The organism is Streptomyces sp. NPDC056580, from assembly GCF_042793175.1.
Lineage (GTDB): Bacteria > Actinomycetota > Actinomycetes > Streptomycetales > Streptomycetaceae > Streptomyces.
In genome coordinates this window covers 365,404-383,185 of record NZ_JBHTVE010000005.1, presented here as the reverse complement: position 1 = coordinate 383,185, position 17,782 = coordinate 365,404, and the positions used below count along the sequence as shown (strand labels likewise).

General features: G+C 73.2%; 16 protein-coding genes and 1 tRNA gene. 10 read left to right on the top strand and 7 right to left on the bottom strand.

Features of this window, described 5'->3' with window-relative positions; all coding sequences use genetic code 11:
* Nucleotides 1–62: 62 nt before the first annotated feature.
* The gene (locus ACFQ9Z_RS13140; protein WP_383015453.1) at nucleotides 63–4,823 is read right to left on the bottom strand and encodes a hypothetical protein; all 4,761 of its coding nucleotides are present in this window, start codon (nucleotides 4,821–4,823) and stop codon (nucleotides 63–65) included.
* Nucleotides 4,824–5,318: 495 nt separating this feature from the next.
* Between ACFQ9Z_RS13140 and ACFQ9Z_RS13135 the strand changes: the two genes are divergently transcribed.
* A complete protein-coding gene (locus ACFQ9Z_RS13135) occupies nucleotides 5,319–5,504 on the top strand; it encodes a ferredoxin (protein ID WP_143630184.1) in 186 nt (61 codons plus the stop codon).
* A 20-nt stretch (nucleotides 5,505–5,524) separates the two neighbouring features.
* Here ACFQ9Z_RS13135 and ACFQ9Z_RS13130 read toward each other — a convergent pair whose 3' ends face one another.
* Together ACFQ9Z_RS13130 and ACFQ9Z_RS13125 are read right to left on the bottom strand one after the other, a co-directional pair.
* The gene (locus ACFQ9Z_RS13130) at nucleotides 5,525–6,289 is read right to left on the bottom strand and encodes a glycosyltransferase family 2 protein (protein WP_383015449.1); all 765 of its coding nucleotides are present in this window, start codon (nucleotides 6,287–6,289) and stop codon (nucleotides 5,525–5,527) included.
* Nucleotides 6,290–6,561: 272 nt separating this feature from the next.
* Nucleotides 6,562–6,906, bottom strand: coding sequence for a DUF6344 domain-containing protein (locus ACFQ9Z_RS13125; protein ID WP_383015446.1), 345 nt, complete (start codon nucleotides 6,904–6,906; stop codon nucleotides 6,562–6,564).
* 349 nt (nucleotides 6,907–7,255) lie between these two features.
* On the opposite strand from ACFQ9Z_RS13125, the gene ACFQ9Z_RS13120 reads away from it, so the two are divergent.
* Nucleotides 7,256–7,384, top strand: a complete 129-nt coding sequence (locus ACFQ9Z_RS13120; RefSeq protein WP_003999697.1) for a DLW-39 family protein — start codon at nucleotides 7,256–7,258, stop codon at nucleotides 7,382–7,384.
* A 310-nt stretch (nucleotides 7,385–7,694) separates the two neighbouring features.
* Nucleotides 7,695–9,047, top strand: coding sequence for a hypothetical protein (locus ACFQ9Z_RS13115; protein ID WP_383015443.1), 1,353 nt, complete (start codon nucleotides 7,695–7,697; stop codon nucleotides 9,045–9,047).
* Here the strand turns inward: ACFQ9Z_RS13115 and ACFQ9Z_RS13110 are convergent.
* Nucleotides 9,011–10,666, bottom strand: coding sequence for a protein kinase (locus ACFQ9Z_RS13110; protein ID WP_383015440.1), 1,656 nt, complete (start codon nucleotides 10,664–10,666; stop codon nucleotides 9,011–9,013). The genes ACFQ9Z_RS13115 and ACFQ9Z_RS13110 overlap by 37 nt on opposite strands.
* 140 nt (nucleotides 10,667–10,806) lie before the next feature.
* Nucleotides 10,807–11,355 (bottom strand): helix-turn-helix domain-containing protein, encoded by a 549-nt coding sequence (locus ACFQ9Z_RS13105; RefSeq protein WP_383015437.1) that lies wholly within the window; start codon nucleotides 11,353–11,355, stop codon nucleotides 10,807–10,809.
* Nucleotides 11,356–11,536: 181 nt separating this feature from the next.
* On the opposite strand from ACFQ9Z_RS13105, the gene ACFQ9Z_RS13100 reads away from it, so the two are divergent.
* A tRNA-Ala gene (locus ACFQ9Z_RS13100) sits at nucleotides 11,537–11,609 on the top strand.
* 168 nt (nucleotides 11,610–11,777) lie between these two features.
* Here the strand turns inward: ACFQ9Z_RS13100 and ACFQ9Z_RS13095 are convergent.
* Complete coding sequence (locus ACFQ9Z_RS13095) at nucleotides 11,778–12,476, bottom strand: DUF5324 family protein (RefSeq protein WP_383015434.1); 699 nt, start codon at nucleotides 12,474–12,476, stop codon at nucleotides 11,778–11,780.
* Nucleotides 12,477–12,717: 241 nt separating this feature from the next.
* Between ACFQ9Z_RS13095 and ACFQ9Z_RS13090 the strand changes: the two genes are divergently transcribed.
* Both ACFQ9Z_RS13090 and ACFQ9Z_RS13085 read left to right on the top strand, forming a co-directional pair.
* The gene (locus ACFQ9Z_RS13090) at nucleotides 12,718–13,251 is read left to right on the top strand and encodes a peptidylprolyl isomerase (protein WP_143630175.1); all 534 of its coding nucleotides are present in this window, start codon (nucleotides 12,718–12,720) and stop codon (nucleotides 13,249–13,251) included.
* A 118-nt stretch (nucleotides 13,252–13,369) separates the two neighbouring features.
* Entirely contained in the window at nucleotides 13,370–14,257 is an 888-nt protein-coding gene (locus ACFQ9Z_RS13085; protein WP_383015430.1) for a rhomboid family intramembrane serine protease, read from the top strand.
* 260 nt (nucleotides 14,258–14,517) lie between these two features.
* Here ACFQ9Z_RS13085 and crgA read toward each other — a convergent pair whose 3' ends face one another.
* On the bottom strand, nucleotides 14,518–14,772 hold the full coding sequence (gene crgA, locus ACFQ9Z_RS13080; RefSeq protein WP_143630171.1) for a cell division protein CrgA: 255 nt from the start codon (nucleotides 14,770–14,772) through the stop codon (nucleotides 14,518–14,520).
* A gap of 139 nt (nucleotides 14,773–14,911) precedes the next feature.
* Between crgA and ACFQ9Z_RS13075 the strand changes: the two genes are divergently transcribed.
* The 4 genes from ACFQ9Z_RS13075 to ACFQ9Z_RS13060 all read left to right on the top strand — a co-directional run bounded on the left by ACFQ9Z_RS13075 (nucleotide 14,912) and on the right by ACFQ9Z_RS13060 (nucleotide 17,773).
* Entirely contained in the window at nucleotides 14,912–15,700 is a 789-nt protein-coding gene (locus tag ACFQ9Z_RS13075) for a DUF881 domain-containing protein (RefSeq protein ID WP_383015426.1), read from the top strand.
* 221 nt (nucleotides 15,701–15,921) lie between these two features.
* Nucleotides 15,922–16,083 (top strand): hypothetical protein, encoded by a 162-nt coding sequence (locus ACFQ9Z_RS13070; RefSeq protein ID WP_383015423.1) that lies wholly within the window; start codon nucleotides 15,922–15,924, stop codon nucleotides 16,081–16,083.
* On the top strand, nucleotides 16,080–16,718 hold the full coding sequence (locus ACFQ9Z_RS13065) for an aminodeoxychorismate/anthranilate synthase component II (RefSeq protein ID WP_383015419.1): 639 nt from the start codon (nucleotides 16,080–16,082) through the stop codon (nucleotides 16,716–16,718). The genes ACFQ9Z_RS13070 and ACFQ9Z_RS13065 overlap by 4 nt, the downstream gene beginning before the upstream one ends.
* A complete protein-coding gene (locus ACFQ9Z_RS13060) occupies nucleotides 16,715–17,773 on the top strand; it encodes a class E sortase (protein ID WP_383015416.1) in 1,059 nt (352 codons plus the stop codon). Before ACFQ9Z_RS13065 ends, ACFQ9Z_RS13060 begins: the two co-directional genes overlap by 4 nt.
* Nucleotides 17,774–17,782 lie beyond the last annotated feature (9 nt).

Genomic DNA, 17,782 nt, shown 5'->3' with positions numbered 1-17,782 from the left:
GTTGGGGTGGTTGTGGGAGGCAACCGGCTTGTTGGGAAAGGGAGTTGGCCGATCTTGATCGGTCAACGGCAGGGTGGGTCGTAGGACAGCCGGGGCAGGTACTCGTGCCATCTCTGCGGGGTCAGCACCCCCCGGGTGACCGCGCAGATGTGGCGGATCGCCGCGTCGGCGTCCAGGCGCCACAGGCGGACCGTGTCCGCGCCGCTGGACACGCCGAGCAGTCGGCTGTTGGGGCTGAACGCCAGGAAGTTGCCGGTCTTGGCGTAGGGGCTCATCGACTGGCCGATGGGAGTGGCCGACGACGGCTCCGTGACGTCCCAGAGCCGTACGGTGTTGTCGTTGCCGCCGCTCGCCAGGATGTGACCGGACCCGCCGAACGTCAGCGACGTGACCGCCTCGGTGTGCCCGGTGAGCGGCCTGCCCGGCTCGGTCGCCGCGCGGGGGTCGGTGACGTCCCACAGCCGCACGGTGTCGTCGTCGCCGCCGCTGGCCAGGGTGTGCCCGTCGGGGCTGAAGGCGAGCGTGTTGACAGGACCCGAGTGCCTGGTGAGGGGCTTGCCGAGCGGCACGGTACGGGCGGGGTCGGTGACGTCCCACAGCCGGACGGTGCTGTCCGCGCTGCCGCTCGCGAGGGTGCGTCCGTCGGGGCTGAAGGCAAGGGTGTTGACGAAGCCCCGGTGACCGGTGAGCGGCATGCCGAGCGGGGCGGTGTGGGCGGGGTCGGCGACGTTCCACAGCCGGATGGTGCGGTCGTCGTAGGCGGTGGCCAGGGTGCGCCCGTCGGGGCTGTACGCCAGCGCGTCCGGGCCCATGAACCGGGTCCGCAGGACCAGCGGCGGTCCCGTCCGGGCCGGGCGGGCCGGGTCGGTGACGTTCCACAGGAGCACCGTCCGGTTCCCGGTCAGCACCGCGAGGGTGCGGCCGTCGGGCGAGAACACCAGGGCGCGCTGCCCGCCGTTCGTGCGCATGAAGGGCTTGCCCAGGGCCACGGGCCGGCCGGGAGCCGTCACGTCCCACATGCGGATCCCGCCGTCGCGCGCGGCCGTCGCGAGCACCTTGCCGTCCGGGCGGAACGCCCCGCCGCGCCCGGTCATGTCCGACGTCGGCAGCGACCACAGGCGCACCTTGCCGTCACCGTTGCCGGTGGCGAGGGTGCGGCCGTCCGGGCTGAAGCCGAGGGCGTACATCTCCCCGCTGCCGCCCGCCAGCGGCTCGCCGACCTGGGACGGTGAGACCGGGTCGCCGACGTTCCACAGGCTCGCGGTGCTGTCCGCGCTGGCAGCGGCGAGCCGGTTGCCGTCGGGACTGAAGGCCACGGACCAGATGGGGCCCGTGTGACCGGTGAGCGGAGAGCCGACCGGGGCCGGCCGCGCCGGGGCGGCGACGTTCCACAGCCGGATGGTGTCGTCCGCGCTGCCGCTGGCCAGGGTGCGTCCGTCCGGGCTGAACGCCACCGAGTGCACCAGGTCCGTGTGGCCGGTGAGCACCTTCGGCAGCGGTTCCGGGCGGCGCGGGTCGGCCGTGTTCCACAGCCTGACGGTGTCGTCGTCACCCCCGGCCGCGAGGGTGCGCCCGTCGGGGCTGAACGCCACGCAGCGCACCGCGGCCGTGTGGCCGCCCAGCGCGCCGAGCGGTTCGGGCCGGTCCGGCTCGGAGACGTTCCACAGGCGTACGGTGCGGTCCTCGCCCGCGGAGGCCAGGGTGCGCCCGTCGGGGCTGAAGGCGACCAGGTAGATGGTGCCCCTGTGGCCGGTGAGGGGCTTGCCGAGCGGCACCGGGCGGGCGGGGTCGGTGACGTCCCACAGCCGGATCGTGCCGTCGTCCCCGGCGCTGGCGAGGGTGCGGCCGTCGGGGCTGAAGACCGCGCTGCTCACCCAGCTGGTGTGGCCGGTGAGGGGCTTGCCCAGCGGTTCCGGTCGGCCGCGGTCGGCCACGTTCCACAGGCGTACCGTCCGGTCGTAGCCCGCCGTGGCGAGGAGCTTGCCGTCGGGGCTGAACGAGGTGAGGTACACGGCGCCGTGGTGGCCGAGCATCGGGGTGGCCAGCGGCGCGTTGACGATCGAGATCAGCCTGCTGTACGTCCCCTCGTCGTCCGGTCGCAGGTCGTGGGCGACCAGGGCGAGCTGGGCGGCCAGGGACGGATCGGTGTGCTGGACCCGGTCCGCCTCCGCGATCACCTGCTCGAACACGGCGTCGTCCCGCTGCTGCCAGGCCACCACCGCCGAGCCGGCCGCCAGCACGGCGAGCACGACCAGCGCCGCCACGGCGGCGCGGCTGATCAGGACGGTACGCCTGCGCAGCCGGACCGAAGCGGCCAGGAACTGCACCGCGCCGCGGGTCAGATAGGTGTCCCCGGCCGACCTGGCCCACTCCCGGGCCTGTTCCAGCCGGGACCCCCGGTAGAGCAGCGCGCTGTCCCGGTCCGAGGCCTCCCAGGCGCGGCCGTCCTCCTCCAGCCGCTGGCGCAGCAGGTGGTCGCCCCGGTCCTCGTCGATCCAGTGGCGCAGCCGCGGCCAGGCGTGCAGCAGCGCCTCGTGGGTGATCTCCACGGTCTCAGCGTCCAGCGTCACCAGCCGGGCGCGGACCAGCGCCTCGAGCGACTCCTCCGTCTTGCCGGGGTCCACCGACTCCTGCGCGAGCTGGCGCCGGGTGCCGCGCCTGCGGGTGGCCTGGGTGTCCTCGCCCAGCCGGACCAGGCGCAGCAGGAGCAGCCTGGCCGCGGTACGGGCGGCCGGGTCGAGGCCGCTCCAGGCGCGTTCGGCGGTCGCCGCCACCGCGCCCTGGATGCCGCCCGCCGCGCGGAACCCGGCCAGCGTCAGCCGGCCCGCCTTGCGGCGCTGCCAGGTGGCGAGCAGGGCGTGCGAGAGGAGCGGGAGCACTCCGGCGTCGTGCGCCCCGCGCGGGCCGTCCGCGCTCACCTCCCGCACGATCAGCTCCGCCAGGCCGGGCTCCAGTTCCAGGCCCACGGCCTTGGCGGGGCCGGTCACCGCCTCGCGCAGTTCCGCCGTGGTGAGCGGTCCGAGCACCATGTGCCGGTGCTGCAGCGCGTCGGCCAGCTCCGGGTGGGCGAGGCACTGCTCGTAGAAGTCGGCGCGGACGCCGAGGACCACCAGGACGGGGGCGGGGCCGGGCGCGTCGACGGGCGGGGCGCAGGCTGCGTGCAGCAGCTGGACGAAGGCGCGGCGGGCGGCCTCGTCGGGGCAGAGGGTGAAGGTCTCCTCGAACTGGTCGACGATGATCACCGCACGCGGCTGCGCGGCCGGTGCGGAGGATCCGGCCGGCGCGTCCTGTGCCTGTGTGGCCGGCCGGGTGTCGGGGGCGGGCGGCCGCGGGGACGGCAGCGGGGCGGTGGCGTCGTCCGGTGGCAGGAGCGGGGCGCCCGGCTGGTGCGGGATCGGGAGCGTGACCGAGGCGCGGGAGTCGGCCGGGCGTACGCCGGTCTCGTCCGGGAGCGCGACGCGCGACCCGGCGCCGCCCGCCCGCCCGTCCGCCGGGCCGGTCCCCGGGACGCTCGGGTCCGGCGAGTGGGTCCCGGAGGGCCGCGCTTCCTCCGGACCGGTCTCGTTCGCCCCGGTGTCGACTGGGCCGCTCTCGTTCGCCCGGGTGTCGGCTGGGCCGCTCTCGTTCGCCCGACTGTCGGCTGGACCGGTTTCGTTCGCCCGGGCGTCCGCCGGACCGGTTTCGTTCGCGCGAGTGACTGCCGGGCCCGCCTCGGCCGTCTGCGTGTCCGGGGAGCGGGTTCCGGAGGTCCGTGTGTCCGCCGCCCCGGATCGGGAGGCCCGGGGGTCGGCCTGCGCCCGGCCGTCCTCGGGCGTCCTCGTGTCCGCCGCGTCAGGGCCGGCGCCGTCTTCCCGCGAGCCCGGCGGTTCGGACGCGGAGGTGCCCTCGTCCGCAGGCCCGGGCCGGGCCGTACGAGTGTCCGGGGAGCCGGTCCCGGCCGGGCGTGGGACCGCGGGCGCGTCGCCGGATGGCTCCTCGTCCGGGGCGGACGTCTCCCGCAGCGCCCATGCCATGACCGCCTCGCGCACGGCGCGGGCGAAGCGCGGCGTGTCGGGGCCGGGAACGGCCGTCCGGCGGTCCGCCTCCGCCTCGGCCACGCGCGCGTCGGCGGCGAGTGCGGTGAGCTCCGGTACCAGGCGGGTCAGCTCGCCCAGCGGGTCGGTGCCCGGCACCAGCTGGAGCACGGCGGCCGGCCGGCCGGCGCCGTCGTCGAGCACGCCGTCCCGCACCGCGGGCACCAGACCGGCGTTCAGCAGGGAGGACTTCCCGGCGCCCGAGGCGCCGACCACCATGATCAGCCCGCCGGTCCGCTCGGCTGCGCGCAACTGGGCCACGAGGGATGCGGTGCTCCGCTCCCGCCCGAAGAACCAGCGGGCGTCCTCCTGGCGGTAGGAGGCCAGCCCGCGGTACGGGCACACACCGCCGGCGACCGGCGGCGCCTCGGCGGGCGGCCGCCGGTTCTCCTGCCTGGGCACCGCCGGGCGGTCCCCGGCCGGGTCGGCCAGGGCGCGCTCCCACAGGCGCTGCCACTGCGTCAGGTCGTACAGGCCGCTGGACACCGGGACCGGACGCGCGCGGCGCGCCTCGGGGATCAGGATCTGCAGGACGGCCGCGAGGGCGGCGAACTGGGCCGGTACGTTCCTGGCCCGTCGCCAGTCGCTGATCCGCTGGGCGGACACCCGCACCGGCCGCCCGCGCTCGTCCACCCGCTGCAGGCGTACGACCGCCTCGGACACGCTCTTCAAGGGTGGATTGCCCGCCTCCTTGTACAGCAGCGCGAGCCGCTCGGCGAAGGCCGTGCGTGTCCCCGAGTCGGAACTCAAGGTCCTCCCCCTTACTCCCCCCGCTTCAGGACGTCCGGACCGGAAAACTCACCCTATACGGCTGACCTGCGGCTAAGCCCTGGATCGGAGACCGGTGCCTCCTCGGACGGGGCCGGAAATGGCAGGATCACGACGCGGTAGCGGAATCGTCACACTCGGTCCGGACAGGCCACCGGCCCAGTACCCCGGCGGACGGCCCGAGGAGCCGAACGATCTCGGCCAAAGTGCCCGCTGGGCGCGGCAGGACCCGACGGCACGTCGGATCCGCCGGACCCCGACACTTCGTCCCGCGCCGATACGCCGACACGGTGCGGGCGACGCCGCCCGATCCGTTCGGTACCGGTCCCCACGAGGGGAGGGACCGGTGCCGGACGGGCCGGGTACGGGGCGGCGGTTCACCGGGCGGCCGGAGCGGGCAGTCACGTCCTGGCAGATCGGTCACCGACCGCCGGCCGGCCCGGGAGGGCGCCGGGGTCCCGTACGGCTGGAGGACGCATGAAGGTCTCCGTGGACCGCGCCGTGTGCTACGGCTCCGCAGAGTGCGCGCACCGCGCCCCGTCCGTGTTCGCGTTCGAGGACGGGTACGGCGTGGTCCGGCCCGGCCAGGAGGACGCCGGGGACGACCCGCGGGTGCGCGAAGCGGCCGAGAGGTGCCCGTCCCAGGCCGTCGTGCTCACGTGAACGGCACGGCCGGCCGGGGATCACCGGCCGGCCGGGAAGGCCCAGCCGAGGTCCGCCAGCGCCCGCGCCCGGGCCTCCGCCACCGCCACCGCCATGCGGGCGTTCCGCTCGGGCGGGTCGGTGTGCGCGGCCTGACCGGTCACCTGCCCCTCCCGCTTCCGGTACAGCAGCCCGGCCTCACCGGTGAACCAGCCGCGGCTGACCGCGTTCAGCGCCAGCAGCAGGCCGGTGTCCTCGGAAGCGGGCAGGGCCATCCGGCCGCCGAGGGCCGTCAGCAGGTCGCGGCGGACGCAGAGCGAGGCCGGATGGACCTGGGCCCGGAACCCGTGCTCCTTCCAGTGGCGCAGCACGGCGCCGCGCTCGACGGGGAACTCGTCCGGATCGCCGGGGAAGCCGGCCGTGGAGCCGTCGGGGAGCAGGTCGAGCGTCCGTGAGGTGGTCCAGCCGATCGTGCGGTCGGCCTCCAGGACGGCCGGGTCACGGGCGAGCGCGCCGGGCGTGAGCCGGTCGTCGGCGTCCAGGACCTTCACGTACGCGCCGTCCGCGCGCGCCAGCGCGATCGTGCGGGCCACACCCGGGCCGCCCGGCCGCCCCTGACGGAAGCTGACCCGCGCGTCGTCCGGCAGGTACGGGCGCACCCCGTCGCTCCGGCCGTCCTCCTGGACCAGCCACTGCCACTCCCAGCCGTCCGGCAGCCGCTGCTCGCGCAGGGAATCGTAGGCGTCCGGCAGGAAGCGGGCGGACGGGGCGTGGACAGCGGTGACGACGGTGACGCGCCGGGGCACGGCGGCATCCACCACCTTTCCGGGCGCGTGGGGCGTGTGGTGGGACGCGGTCTTCGAACCGTCGCCGGGCGGCGGGAGGCCCGCGACCCCGTGGATCGGCCCAGGCTACGGCGGGGAGTCGGCGGTGACGAGCCGGTCGCGGCGCGGTGCGGGCCTTTCCGGACAGCGCGAGACCCCCGGCCGAGCCCGGCCGGGGGTCTGTCCGTGTCGACTGATGCGTACGCAAGTCGCCCTGGTGTCGAAACGTCTGCGTTCTGCGTACTACGGAGGATTCAGCAGTTCAGTGGGACCGTGGACTGCAGTGCCGGGTCAGTCTCCGCTTCGGTCTCGGTGAGGGGGCTGTGCCGGCAGCTCGGGGACTTTCCGTGGGCCTCGGCCCTGATGCGCTGCTTCATCGTGGGGGGCAGGGCCCTGGCATGGGCCCGGAGCCAGTGGTGGTTCGCCGTTGGGCTCGTCGGGACGGTCCGTTCCGCGGTGCGGTCCTGCGGCGTCTCGGTCCGGGGTGCGGCCGCCGCGGGGGCGGTGGTCGCGGTGACGAGTCCGAGCGCCGTGCACAGCGCGAGGAAGGCGGTGACGATGGCGGTCCACAGCTGCACGACCTTGTTGTTCTTGGTCATGGCCCCTCACTTTCGGGTTGGGCGATTTGCGTACTTTCCTCATGATGTGTATCGGCGTCGCGAAGTGGTGGACCCACGGCCGTGGCGCGGCGATGTTCTGATCAACACCACTCGGATGGACGTAAGAGAGCCTGAAATCTCCCGAAACCGGGCGGGGTAGAGCGAAACGCGAGAAAAGTGACCGTCCGTGCGGGCGTGATCACCCTCCGGCGACGACGTCGCCGACCTGCCCTATCGCGTGGTCGGGGACGGGAGTTGGGGCCCGGCGCAGGTCACCGATCGATATCGGCCGGTGTGTATAGTCGGGCGCCAGAGGTCCCCTACCGTCAAGGAAAGACGAGGTCGCGCGGTGAAGAAGCTGCTCCTGGTCGCACTGGCCGCCATCGGCGGGCTCCTCGTGTACCGCCAGATCCAGGCGGATCGCGCCGAGCAGGACCTGTGGACGGAGGCGACTGACTCCGTGCCCACGGGTTCGTGAGTGCCGATTCAGAATCTGATCAGACCCCGGCCGCCCTCGCGGTCGGGGTTTTGTGTTGTCCGGGCGGGCACGGGCCGCCGCGGCCCAGGGATTCCCTCCTCCCTTCGGCCCGCCGTCCGCCGTTCCGGTCCTCCCGCTCCGGTTGCCGGTCCATGAGCGGTGGTGTAAGCGTTCCCGGGCGGGCCCTTGACCCCGGGTCCGGCGGTGAGGGCGTTTCGGACGGACGCCCCGATTCCCCGGATGGCGCAGGGGTGCTCGGGGCAGGATGAGCCCCGGCGGGTGCGCGGGTGCGGACGTGAGGGAGCGGCACGTGCGGGGGCGAGGGCGTACGACGTGGTGGCGGGTCGGTGACCGGCCGCCGGGTGCCGCGGCCAGGGCGGGCGTCGTGACGGCCGTGCTGTGCGCCGTGGCCGCGCTGCCGGGCGGGCCCGCGACGGCGGCCGGCGCCCGGGACTCCTACGCCTTCGACCCGGCCGGCCGGGCCGTGACGGGCGCGACGGGCACCGCGGGTGCACCACGGCTGGAGCCGGGCCGGGTCTACCGCGACTCCCTGCCGGGCAGCGGCACGCTCACCTACCGCCTCGACCTCACCGTCGCCGATTCGGCCTACGCCCCGGTCACCGCCGTACCCCCCGCCGGCACCACCGGCAACGCCACCGACGGCATCCGGGTGTCCCTGGAGGACGCGCGCGGCACCCGCTGCTCCACCGCGTCCGCGCTCTTCGGCGCGGGCCTCAGCGCCCGCCCGCTGACGGCCCTGGGACAACGGCAGACCGGACGCTCGCTGTGCCAGGGCGCCGGCGCCTACTACCTGCTCGTCGAGCGCCTCGGCGCCGGCGACTCGGCGAACGGCACGGCGCCCCCGGCCCCGGCCTGGGACCTGGAGATCGCGCCCGTCACCGAACCCGGCCTGGCCGCGGCCGGGCCCACCACCGCGCCGCCGAACCGGGACTCCGCCTCCCCCGAGCCGCTCACCGGCGACCCCCGGGACCGCACCGGGGGGGCCGGGTTCACCTCCGCCCGACCGCTGGGCCAAGGGGTCTGGCGGACCGGCATCGCACCAGGCGGGACCCTCTTCTACAAGGTCCCGGTCGACTGGGGCCGCCGGCTGCACGCCGTCGCCGAACTGGACGCCGCCGCGAACGGCCACGGCTATGTCGGCGGCGCCCTGAACCTGTCCCTCTACAGCCCCGTGCGCGGTTACGTCGACGGCGCCTCCCTCGGATACACCGGCAACCGCAGGTCAGCGGCGCTCGATCCGCTCCCGCCCGTGGAGTACGCCAACCGGTACGCCGTCCTCACCGGGGAGAGCGCGGTGCGCTTCGCCGGCGACTACTACCTCGTGCTGCACCTCAGCCAGAAGATGGCGGGCACCTTCGGAGCGGGCCCGTTCCACGTGACGCTGCGGGTACGGGTCGACGGCCCGGCGCACGACGGGCCCCGGTACGCCGGCCGGCCGGAGCCGCGGGACGTCTTCACCGTCACGGAACGGGACCGGGAGGCCGCGGTGACCGGGGACGCGGGTGGCGGCGGCGTCGGCATGAAGGTTCTCGCGGGCGGCGGCATCGGCGCCGGGACCGTGCTGCTGCTGGTGCTGGGCGGGTGGACGGTGGCGGCCCGGCGGGCTCAGACGCGGGCCAGCGCCCAGAAACCCACCGCGTAGCAGGCCAGCGCCAGCAGCAGGATCGGGATCGCCGCCTTCGCCGGGGGGCCGGGGCGCCGCACCGCACGCCGCGCCCGGCGCCCGCGCCCGGCCGTGCGCCCCGCCGTGGGCCCGTCGGCGTGTCCGGAGGCGTGTCCGGCTGGGGGGCCGGCGGCCGGTGCGGAGGCGGGTACGGCCCCGGGCATGCCCCCGGAGACCGCTGCGGGTCCAGGCGGCCGGTCGGGCTGCGGAACGCGCGGGTCCTGGGCGGTGTACGAGGCGGTGGAGGCGTCCGTGCGCGGCTGCGCCCACGGGACCGGCGGCGCGAAGACCCCCGGGGCCGCCTGGGGCGTCGGAGCCTGCTGAGCCGCCGGGGCCGCCGGGCCCTGCGGTGCGGGACGCCAGGTGGCGTGGGCGTGGGCGTGGGCGTCGGGGGAGTGCCGCGGCTGGGACGCTGGGGTGCGCGGGGCGCGGGCGGCGGGCTCGGTGACGGGAGTCGGGGTGTGCCCGGCCGGGTGGCCGCCCTCACGCTCACGCGGCGCCGGGGGAGCCGGCTGCCCCGCGAGCCCGGCGTACGGCTGTGGGCTGGGCGTCGGCTGCGGGGGCGGGAGGTGGAAGCTGCCGGTGTCCGACATCGAGCCGGTGACGGAGCGCTCCGCACCGGTGCTCCCCGTGCCGCCGGTACCTGCGCCCGTCCCGGTACCGGCACGGCTGTCCGTGGCCGCCGAAGCCCGGCGTACCCGTATCCCGGAGGCGGGTTCCAGCGGCCCGTCGGGTCCGAACCCGGGCGGCAGCGGGCCGAGTTGGTCGAAGATCTCGATCAGCTCGTCGTCCGGGCCGGGGTCGGGCAGCAGCTCGACGGCGGATGCGAGCGCCTTGCGCGCCCCCGTGGCGGTGCGGAAACGGGCCGCCGGATCGGGCTGGAGCAAAGTGGCGACGACCTGCCAGAGCGGCTCCGGAACTCCCCTGGGCGGGCCGGGCGTTCCGTGCTCCGCGAAGTACTGCACCAGCGCCTTGGCGTCCGGCTTGGCGCCCTCGAGCAGATACAGGGCGACCAGGCCCGCGGCGAACAGATCGGCGGGGAAGTCCGGTTCGGAACCGAGGAGTTGCTCGGGCGCCAGATATCCGGGCGTGCCCACCACGAGGTTGGTCTCCGTCAGGCGCGGCTCGCCGAACCGCATCGCGATGCCGAAGTCGGACAGCCTCAGCCGGGGCCGCCCCGTCCCGGTGGCCTCCAGCAGGACGTTCGCGGGCTTGATGTCACGGTGCACGACGCCTTCCGCGTGCACCGCGGCGAGGCCCGACAGGAGCTGGTCCAGCAGCGTGCACACGAAGCCCGGCGGCAGCGGACCGTAGTCACCGACGAGGTGGACCAGTGAGCCGCCCCCGACCAGGTCCATGGTGAACAGGACCTTGTCGTCGTCGGCGGCCCAGCTCGCCGGGGCGAGGACATGCGGATGATCGATACGGAGAGCCTGCTCGCGGACGAAGCGCAGCAGGGAATGGGCGTCACGCTGCTGGAGCACCTTGGCGGCCACATAACGCCGGCGCCGGTGGTCCCAGGCGCGCCAGACGGCGCCCACACCGCCACGCCCGATCGGGTCGGCCAGCTCGTACCGGCCGGCGAAGACCTCGCCCATGACAGTCCGCCGCTCCTCCCCCCAGTCCCCTGGATGAGTGATACGACCCCGGTCCCGCCGGGAAACGGTCGTCCCCCTGGACCACCCCGAGAGCCGTCCCGGCCCGGTCCCGGACCCCCTCCGGAGACCGGGCCGTGGGATCAGTTCTGGTGGGACTGGTAGTGCGCGACCGCGTCGGAGGTACGGCCGGCCCCGTAGACCCGGAGGAACTCTGCCAGCTCGGGGTGGGTCCGGGCGAGGCTGTCGGCGGCCTCGATTATGTCGCCGGCGGCGGCCACCGAACGCAGCAGCGACTGGATCTCGCGCACCACGCGCTTCACCGCCGGCGCACCCGAACTGTTCGTCGTCTGCGTGGTGTTGCTCAGCACCGAGCCCCCCTGGGACCTCTTGATCTCGTCCATCCGCTCGGTCGCCTCGGCCGCGCTGACGCTGCCGTCCGCGACCAGGGCCGCCAGCTCCTGCAGCAGCTGCACCCGCTGGACCACGGCGGGATTGCCGATCTTCGCGCGCTGGCCGCTCATCAGCTGCGACAGCATCGGCGCCGACAGGCCCAGCACCGCCGCGAGCCGGGCCTGGTTGAGCCCGAGATCGTCGATGAGCTTACGGAAGAGCGCCCCCAGCGGCTCCCCGTACCAGTTCCGCTGCAGCTCCCGCGCTCTCGCGGTGGCTTCCTGCTGTGCGGCGTCCATTGCGTCTCCCCATCGCTTCCCCTGAAACCGCGGTTCGCTGTAGCGAACCACGTCGAGCATCCTACGGAGAGTGGTCAGGCGCCGGGACCCCCAATCTTTTTGCGGGATACGGGGGGTGACCCGGTAGTCTGGTCCCCGACGCCCGCCCGGGACGAGTTCCTCCGGCCGGACGCTTCCTTTCGGGGCCTTAGCTCAGTTGGTAGAGCGCCGTCTTTGCATGGCGGATGTCAGGGGTTCGACTCCCCTAGGCTCCACCCCGACAAAGCCCCCCGAGCTGCGGAAACGCAGATCGGGGGGCTTTTCGTGCGCGGGGGGCGGCGCGCTCGGGCGCTCGGTTCCACGTGAAACACCAGTGTGGGGCGGGCGGCCTCAGGGCAGCCCGCCCCACACTGGTGTTTCCGGAAGGGTGAGGAAGCGCCGCCTCACTCCTTGTCGTCGGCGTCGGTGGCCTCGTCCTCCGCCTGCTTGGCCTGCACCTCGGGGTCCAGGACCGAGGAGCCGCTGCCGTCCACCGAGCTCAGGCCCGATTCCGGCACCTCGGTCGCGGCGGGCGGCTCCACCAGCCAGTCGGGGTTGGCCTGCTTGTCCCACCACTTCCAGGCCGCGAACGCACCCCCGGCCACGAGACCGAGCACCGCCAGCACCTTCGTGGCCCGGCCGGTCCGGCGGCGCCGCTCGTTCCTGCGCGCCAGCTTCCGGATCTCCTCGGCCGTGACCTGGCCGCGCAGCGCGGCCAGGGCCGCCGCGCCCCGCGTGGCGGCCTCGTCGGCCACCGGCGCGGCCGCGGCCACCGCCTGCTCGATCTTCGGACGTGAGTACACGGCCGCCTGGCGGGCGGCCTTTCGGGTGCGGACGGCGGCCTCATGCGCGGCGGCGTCCACCTTCGGCGGCACATGCGCACGGGCCTGCTCCAGACGCGGGGCGAGCCGGGCGTCGTACTGTTCGCGGGCCTGTTCGGCGGCCTGCGACACCACGGGCGCCAGCCGTACGCGTGCCTCCTGCGCGTAATACGCGGCACGCTCCTTGGCCGTATCGGCGTAGGGCGCCACCACTTCCGCGGCGTGCAGCACGCTGTCCTTCGCCGAGCCGGTCGCGGCGCGCACGCTGTCAATGCGGGTCACGGGTTCCTCCTCCTCGGTGGCGTACGGTAATTCGACTTTCCACCCTTTTACGGATCATGCCTGCCGGGAGCCAGTGCGGCACGCGCGGACGGGCATATGGGTGCAAGAGGGGCTTGTCGACGACACTGCCACGAATCGCCGCCGCGCGCTCCCTCTCCGCGGAACTCGACACGGCCGAGCGCCGCCGGTACCGGACCGTGCGAGGATCGGGGGGTTACACGAGGACAACGGAAGGCACACCGTGGCCGAGCAGCTCTACGCCACCCTGAAGACCAACCACGGCGACATCGAGGTACGGCTGTTCCCGAACCACGCGCCGAAGACCGTCAGGAACTTCGTCGAACTCGCACAGGGCGAGCGTGAGTGGACGCACCCGGGCACCGGCGCCGTGAGCACCGACCGGCTCTACGACGGCACGGTCTTCCACCGGGTGATCAGCGGTTTCATGATCCAGGGCGGCGACCCGCTGGGCAGCGGCATCGGCGGTCCCGGCTACGAGTTCGAGGACGAGTTCCACCCCGACCTGTCCTTCAACAAGCCCTACCTGCTCGCCATGGCCAACGCCGGCCCGGGCACCAACGGCTCGCAGTTCTTCATCACCGTCTCCCCGACGACCTGGCTGAACCGCAAGCACACCATCTTCGGCGAGGTCAGCGACCCGGCCGGCCAGAAGGTCGTGGACGCCATCGCGGCCGTGCCCACCACCAAGCCGAACGACCGGCCGGTCAACGACGTCGTCATCGAGTCCGTCGTCATCCACAAGCGCGCGAGCTGAGCGAGGACCCGCCCACACCGCCGACACCGCCCCGGGGAACCAAACGCCCCGCTCGTCCGTAAGGAAGGGCGGGGCGGGGTACTGCCGGGACAAGGCCCACGACCAGCAAGGGGTGCTCATGGACCACGCCGCAGACCGCAGCGCGCACGAGGCCCGGAGCGCGCCCGTGTGCTACCGGCACCCGGACCGCGAGACCGGCGTGCGCTGCACCCGCTGCGAGCGCCCCATCTGCCCCGAATGCATGGTCAGCGCCTCGGTCGGCTTCCAGTGCCCCGAATGCGTCCGCACGGGCTCGGGCACCGGGCAGGACCCGGCGGCCTCCCGCCCGCGCACCGTCGCGGGCGGCACGGTGACGGCGGACCCCCGGCTTGTCACCAAGATCCTCATCGCGATCAACGTCGCCGTGTTCCTCGCGGTCCAGGCCAAGAGTTCGCTGCTCAACGACCTGGTGCTCATCGGCGAGTGGCCCCCGAAGCCGTACCACGCGACGATGGGTGTCGCCGACGGCGAGTACTACCGCTTCGTGACCTCGATGTTCACGCACCAGGCGATCTGGCACATCGCCTTCAACATGCTCAGCCTGTGGTGGATCGGCGGCCCGCTCGAAGCGGCTCTCGGCCGCGCCCGCTATCTGGCGCTGTACTTCGTCTCCGGGCTGGCCGGAGGCGCCCTGACGTACCTGCTCGAAGGACCCTCCACCGCCTCGCTCGGCGCCTCGGGTGCGATCTTCGGGCTCTTCGGGGCCACGGCCGTGCTGATGCGCCGGCTCAACTACGACATGCGCCCGGTCATCGCCCTGCTGGTCATCAACCTGATCATCACCTTCGGCTGGGGCGGTATCGCCTGGCAGGCCCACATCGGCGGCCTGGTCGCAGGTGTCGTCACCGGGTACGCCATGGTGCACGCCCCGCGCGAACGGCGGTCGCTGATCCAGTACGGCACATGTGCGCTCGTACTGGTCGTGGTGGCGGTTCTGGTGCTGGTCAGAACCGCTCAGCTCACCTGACGTCGAACCGTTGTCCACAGTGTGTGGTGAATCTTGTGCATACTGTGCGGCCATGGCCGCACCCCCTGCCGCTCGGATGCGTTTCCGCAGGTCGGGCAGGGGGCGAACGATTGTCCAGGGGTCGGTAGGGCAGTCACACCGGCGTCAACGGCCGACGGGTTATCCACAGATCGTAGTCTTTTCCCCAGGAGGGTGTGGATGACTGCGCATTCTGTGGATAACTCAGCGGGAAGCCCTGGGCTGAGCCGTCCGGGGCCTGGCTACTTCCACTGGGTGGAGACGCCGAAGCCGGCGGCGATGAAGCCGAAACCGACCACGATGTTCCAGTTGTCCAGGCTGTCGATGGGCAGCGAGCCGTCCGTGACGTAGAAGACGACGATCCAGGCCAGGCCGATGAGGAACATGGCCAGCATGACCGGCGCGACCCAGGCGCGGTTGGTGAGCTTGATGGCCTGCCCCTGCTTCGCGGGCGGAGGCGTGTAGTCGGCCTTCTTGCGGATACGTGACTTCGGCACGAGGGTCTCTCCTGTCGATGCGCTGCGTGGCCGCGCAGGTAACTGGGTCGGTCCGGGGCAGCGTACAAGGGGACACTTAGGCTCCCCCGGGCGTCCGTTAGCGTAGTGCTTCCGCGGCGCCGAAGGAGATAAGGGTACGTTGAGCAATTCTGCCGACTCCCCCGGGACGGGATCAACGGGTTCCGGACCCGTTCGTACGCCGCGTCTGCGCCCGGCGCGGATCCTCACGGTCGCCGTGTTCGCGCTGGCGGGGCTGATCTTCTTCACCAGCTTCAACACGGCCAAGGGCACCGACATCCGGCAGGACGCCTCCCTGCTCAAGCTGTCCGACCTGATCCAGGAGCGCAGCCACAAGAACAAGCAGCTCGACGAGTCCAACGCCGCCCTGCGGGACAACGTGGAGTCGCTCGCCGAGGGCGACGACGGCAGCACCAGGGCGCAGGACGAGAAGCTGAGCGGCCTGGAGAGGAGCGCGGGCACCCAGGAGGTCAAGGGCAGGGCGGTCACCGTCACCCTGAACGACGCCCCGCCGAACGCCACCGCCAAGCTGCCCGGCTACCCCGAGCCGCAGCCCGACTACCTGGTCATCCACCAGCAGGACCTGCAGGCCGTGGTGAACGCGCTGTGGCAGGGCGGCGCCAAGGGGATCAAGGTCATGGACCAGCGGCTGATCTCCACCAGCGCCGTGCGCTGTGTCGGCAACACCCTGATCCTCCAGGGCCGCGTCTACTCGCCGCCGTACAAGATCACCGCGGTGGGTGACCCGCAGCGGCTGCAGCAGTCGCTCGCCGCCAGCAAGGCGATCCAGACGTACATGGTGTACGTCAACGTCTACGGCCTCGGGTGGAAGGTCACCGACGACGGGACGGTGACGCTGCCGGGCTACTCGGGCACCGTGGACCTGCACTACGCGCAGCCCGCGCCGTAGCCGCCCGCGCCCGCGGCAGGCGATGCCGGGGGTCCCGGAACGGTTCCGGCCGGCGTTGAGGTGATCGGCTGCCTTTCCCGTACGTCCGGGTACACGCCTCCGGGTGGTCCCCCGCACTGACCACGCAGCCCGCCGAGTCAGGCCAACCGGGGGCTGCACGCCGTTAGTCTGGTGGCGTACGGCGTGGGTTGGCGGTGCCGTGGTGAGACGGAAGGGACGGCATGTACGGCTGGATCTGGCGGCATCTGCCGGGGAACACGTGGATCAGGGCGCTGGTCTCGCTCGTCCTGGTCCTGGCCGTGGTCTACGTCCTCTTCCAGTACGTCTTCCCCTGGGCGGAACCGCTGCTGCCCTTCAACGATGTGACGGTGGACAAGCAGTGAGCACGCGGATTCTCGTCGTCGACAACTACGACAGCTTCGTCTTCAACCTGGTCCAGTACCTGTACCAGCTCGGCGCAGAGTGCGAGGTGCTGCGCAACGACGAGGTGTCGACCGCGCACGCCCAGGACGGCTTCGACGGCGTGCTGCTCTCGCCCGGACCCGGCACGCCGGAGCAGGCGGGCGTGTGCGTGGAGATGGTCCGGCACTGCGCGGCGACCGGTGTCCCCGTCTTCGGGGTGTGCCTGGGCATGCAGTCGATGCAGGTGGCGTACGGCGGCGTGGTGGACCGGGCGCCGGAGCTGCTGCACGGCAAGACCTCGCTGGTGGAGCACGGGGGCCGGGGCGTCTTCGCCGGACTGCCCTCGCCGTTCACGGCGACCCGCTACCACTCGCTGGCGGCGGAGCCCGCGACCGTGCCGGAGGAGCTCGAGGTCACGGCCCGCACTCACGACGGCGTCATCATGGGTCTGCGGCACCGCGAACTGCCGGTGGAGGGCGTGCAGTTCCATCCCGAGTCGGTGCTGACCGAGCACGGGCACCGGATGCTGGCCAACTGGCTGGCCGAGTGCGGCGACGAGGGCGCGGTGGCGAGGTCGGCGGGGCTCGCCCCGGTGGTGGGCAGGGCCACGGCGTGACCGCGCTGCGCCCGGAGCGCGAGACCGATGCCTCGTACGGGGATCAGTCGTACGGGGCTTCCGGTGCGCATGGGGACTGGCACGGCGCGGGACCGGCGCCCGCGGAGCCGTACCGGCCCGCCCTGGACGACGAGACGATGGCGCTTCGCATCCCCGATCCGCCGCAGGGCCCCGACAACGGGGCCTCACGTGCCTCTGGAGCCTCTTCCGGCTCCTCCGCCCCCGGAACCCCGCCGGGTGGCCGCGCGGCCCGCAGGAAGGCCGCCAAGCGGCGCGGCGGACGCCACGGCGGAACGGCCCGGGAGGCCGCGGCCCCGGCGGAGCCGGAGCGCGGCCGGCCGCTGTCCCGGGTCGAGGCCCGGCGGCAGGCACGGCTGCGCAAGGCGAGTCCGGGCGTCATCGCGAGCCGGGTGATCGGCGAGGTGTTCATCACCACCGGCGTGCTGATGCTGCTGTTCGTCACCTACCAGCTCTGGTGGACGAACGTCCGCGCGCACGCGCAGGCGGGCAGCGAGACGCACCAGTTGCAGGACGACTGGGCGAGCGGCAAGCGGGCCCCGGGGGTGTTCGCACCGGGGCAGGGTTTCGCGATACTCCACATTCCCAAGCTGGACGTGGTGGCGCCGATCGCCGAGGGCGTCAGCAACAAGAACGTCCTCGACAAGGGCATGGTCGGGCATTACGGCGAGGCCCCGCTGAAGACGGCGATGCCGGACGCGAAGACGGGCAACTTCGGCCTGGCGGCGCACCGCAACACGCACGGTGAGCCGTTCCGGTACATCAACCGGCTCGCCCCCGGTGATCCGGTCGTGGTCGAGACGCAGGACGAGTACTTCGTGTACAAGGTGACCTCGACCCTGCCGGTGACCCCGCCGTCCAACACCAGCGTGCTGAACCCGGTCCCGAAGGGCTCCGGTTTCACCGGGCCGGGCCGCTACATCACCCTGACCACCTGTACACCCGAGTTCACCAGCAAGTACCGGCTGATCGTCTGGGGCAAGATGATCGAGGAACGCCCGCGCAGCAAGGGCAAGCCGGACGCGCTCATCGAGTAGGGGCAACAA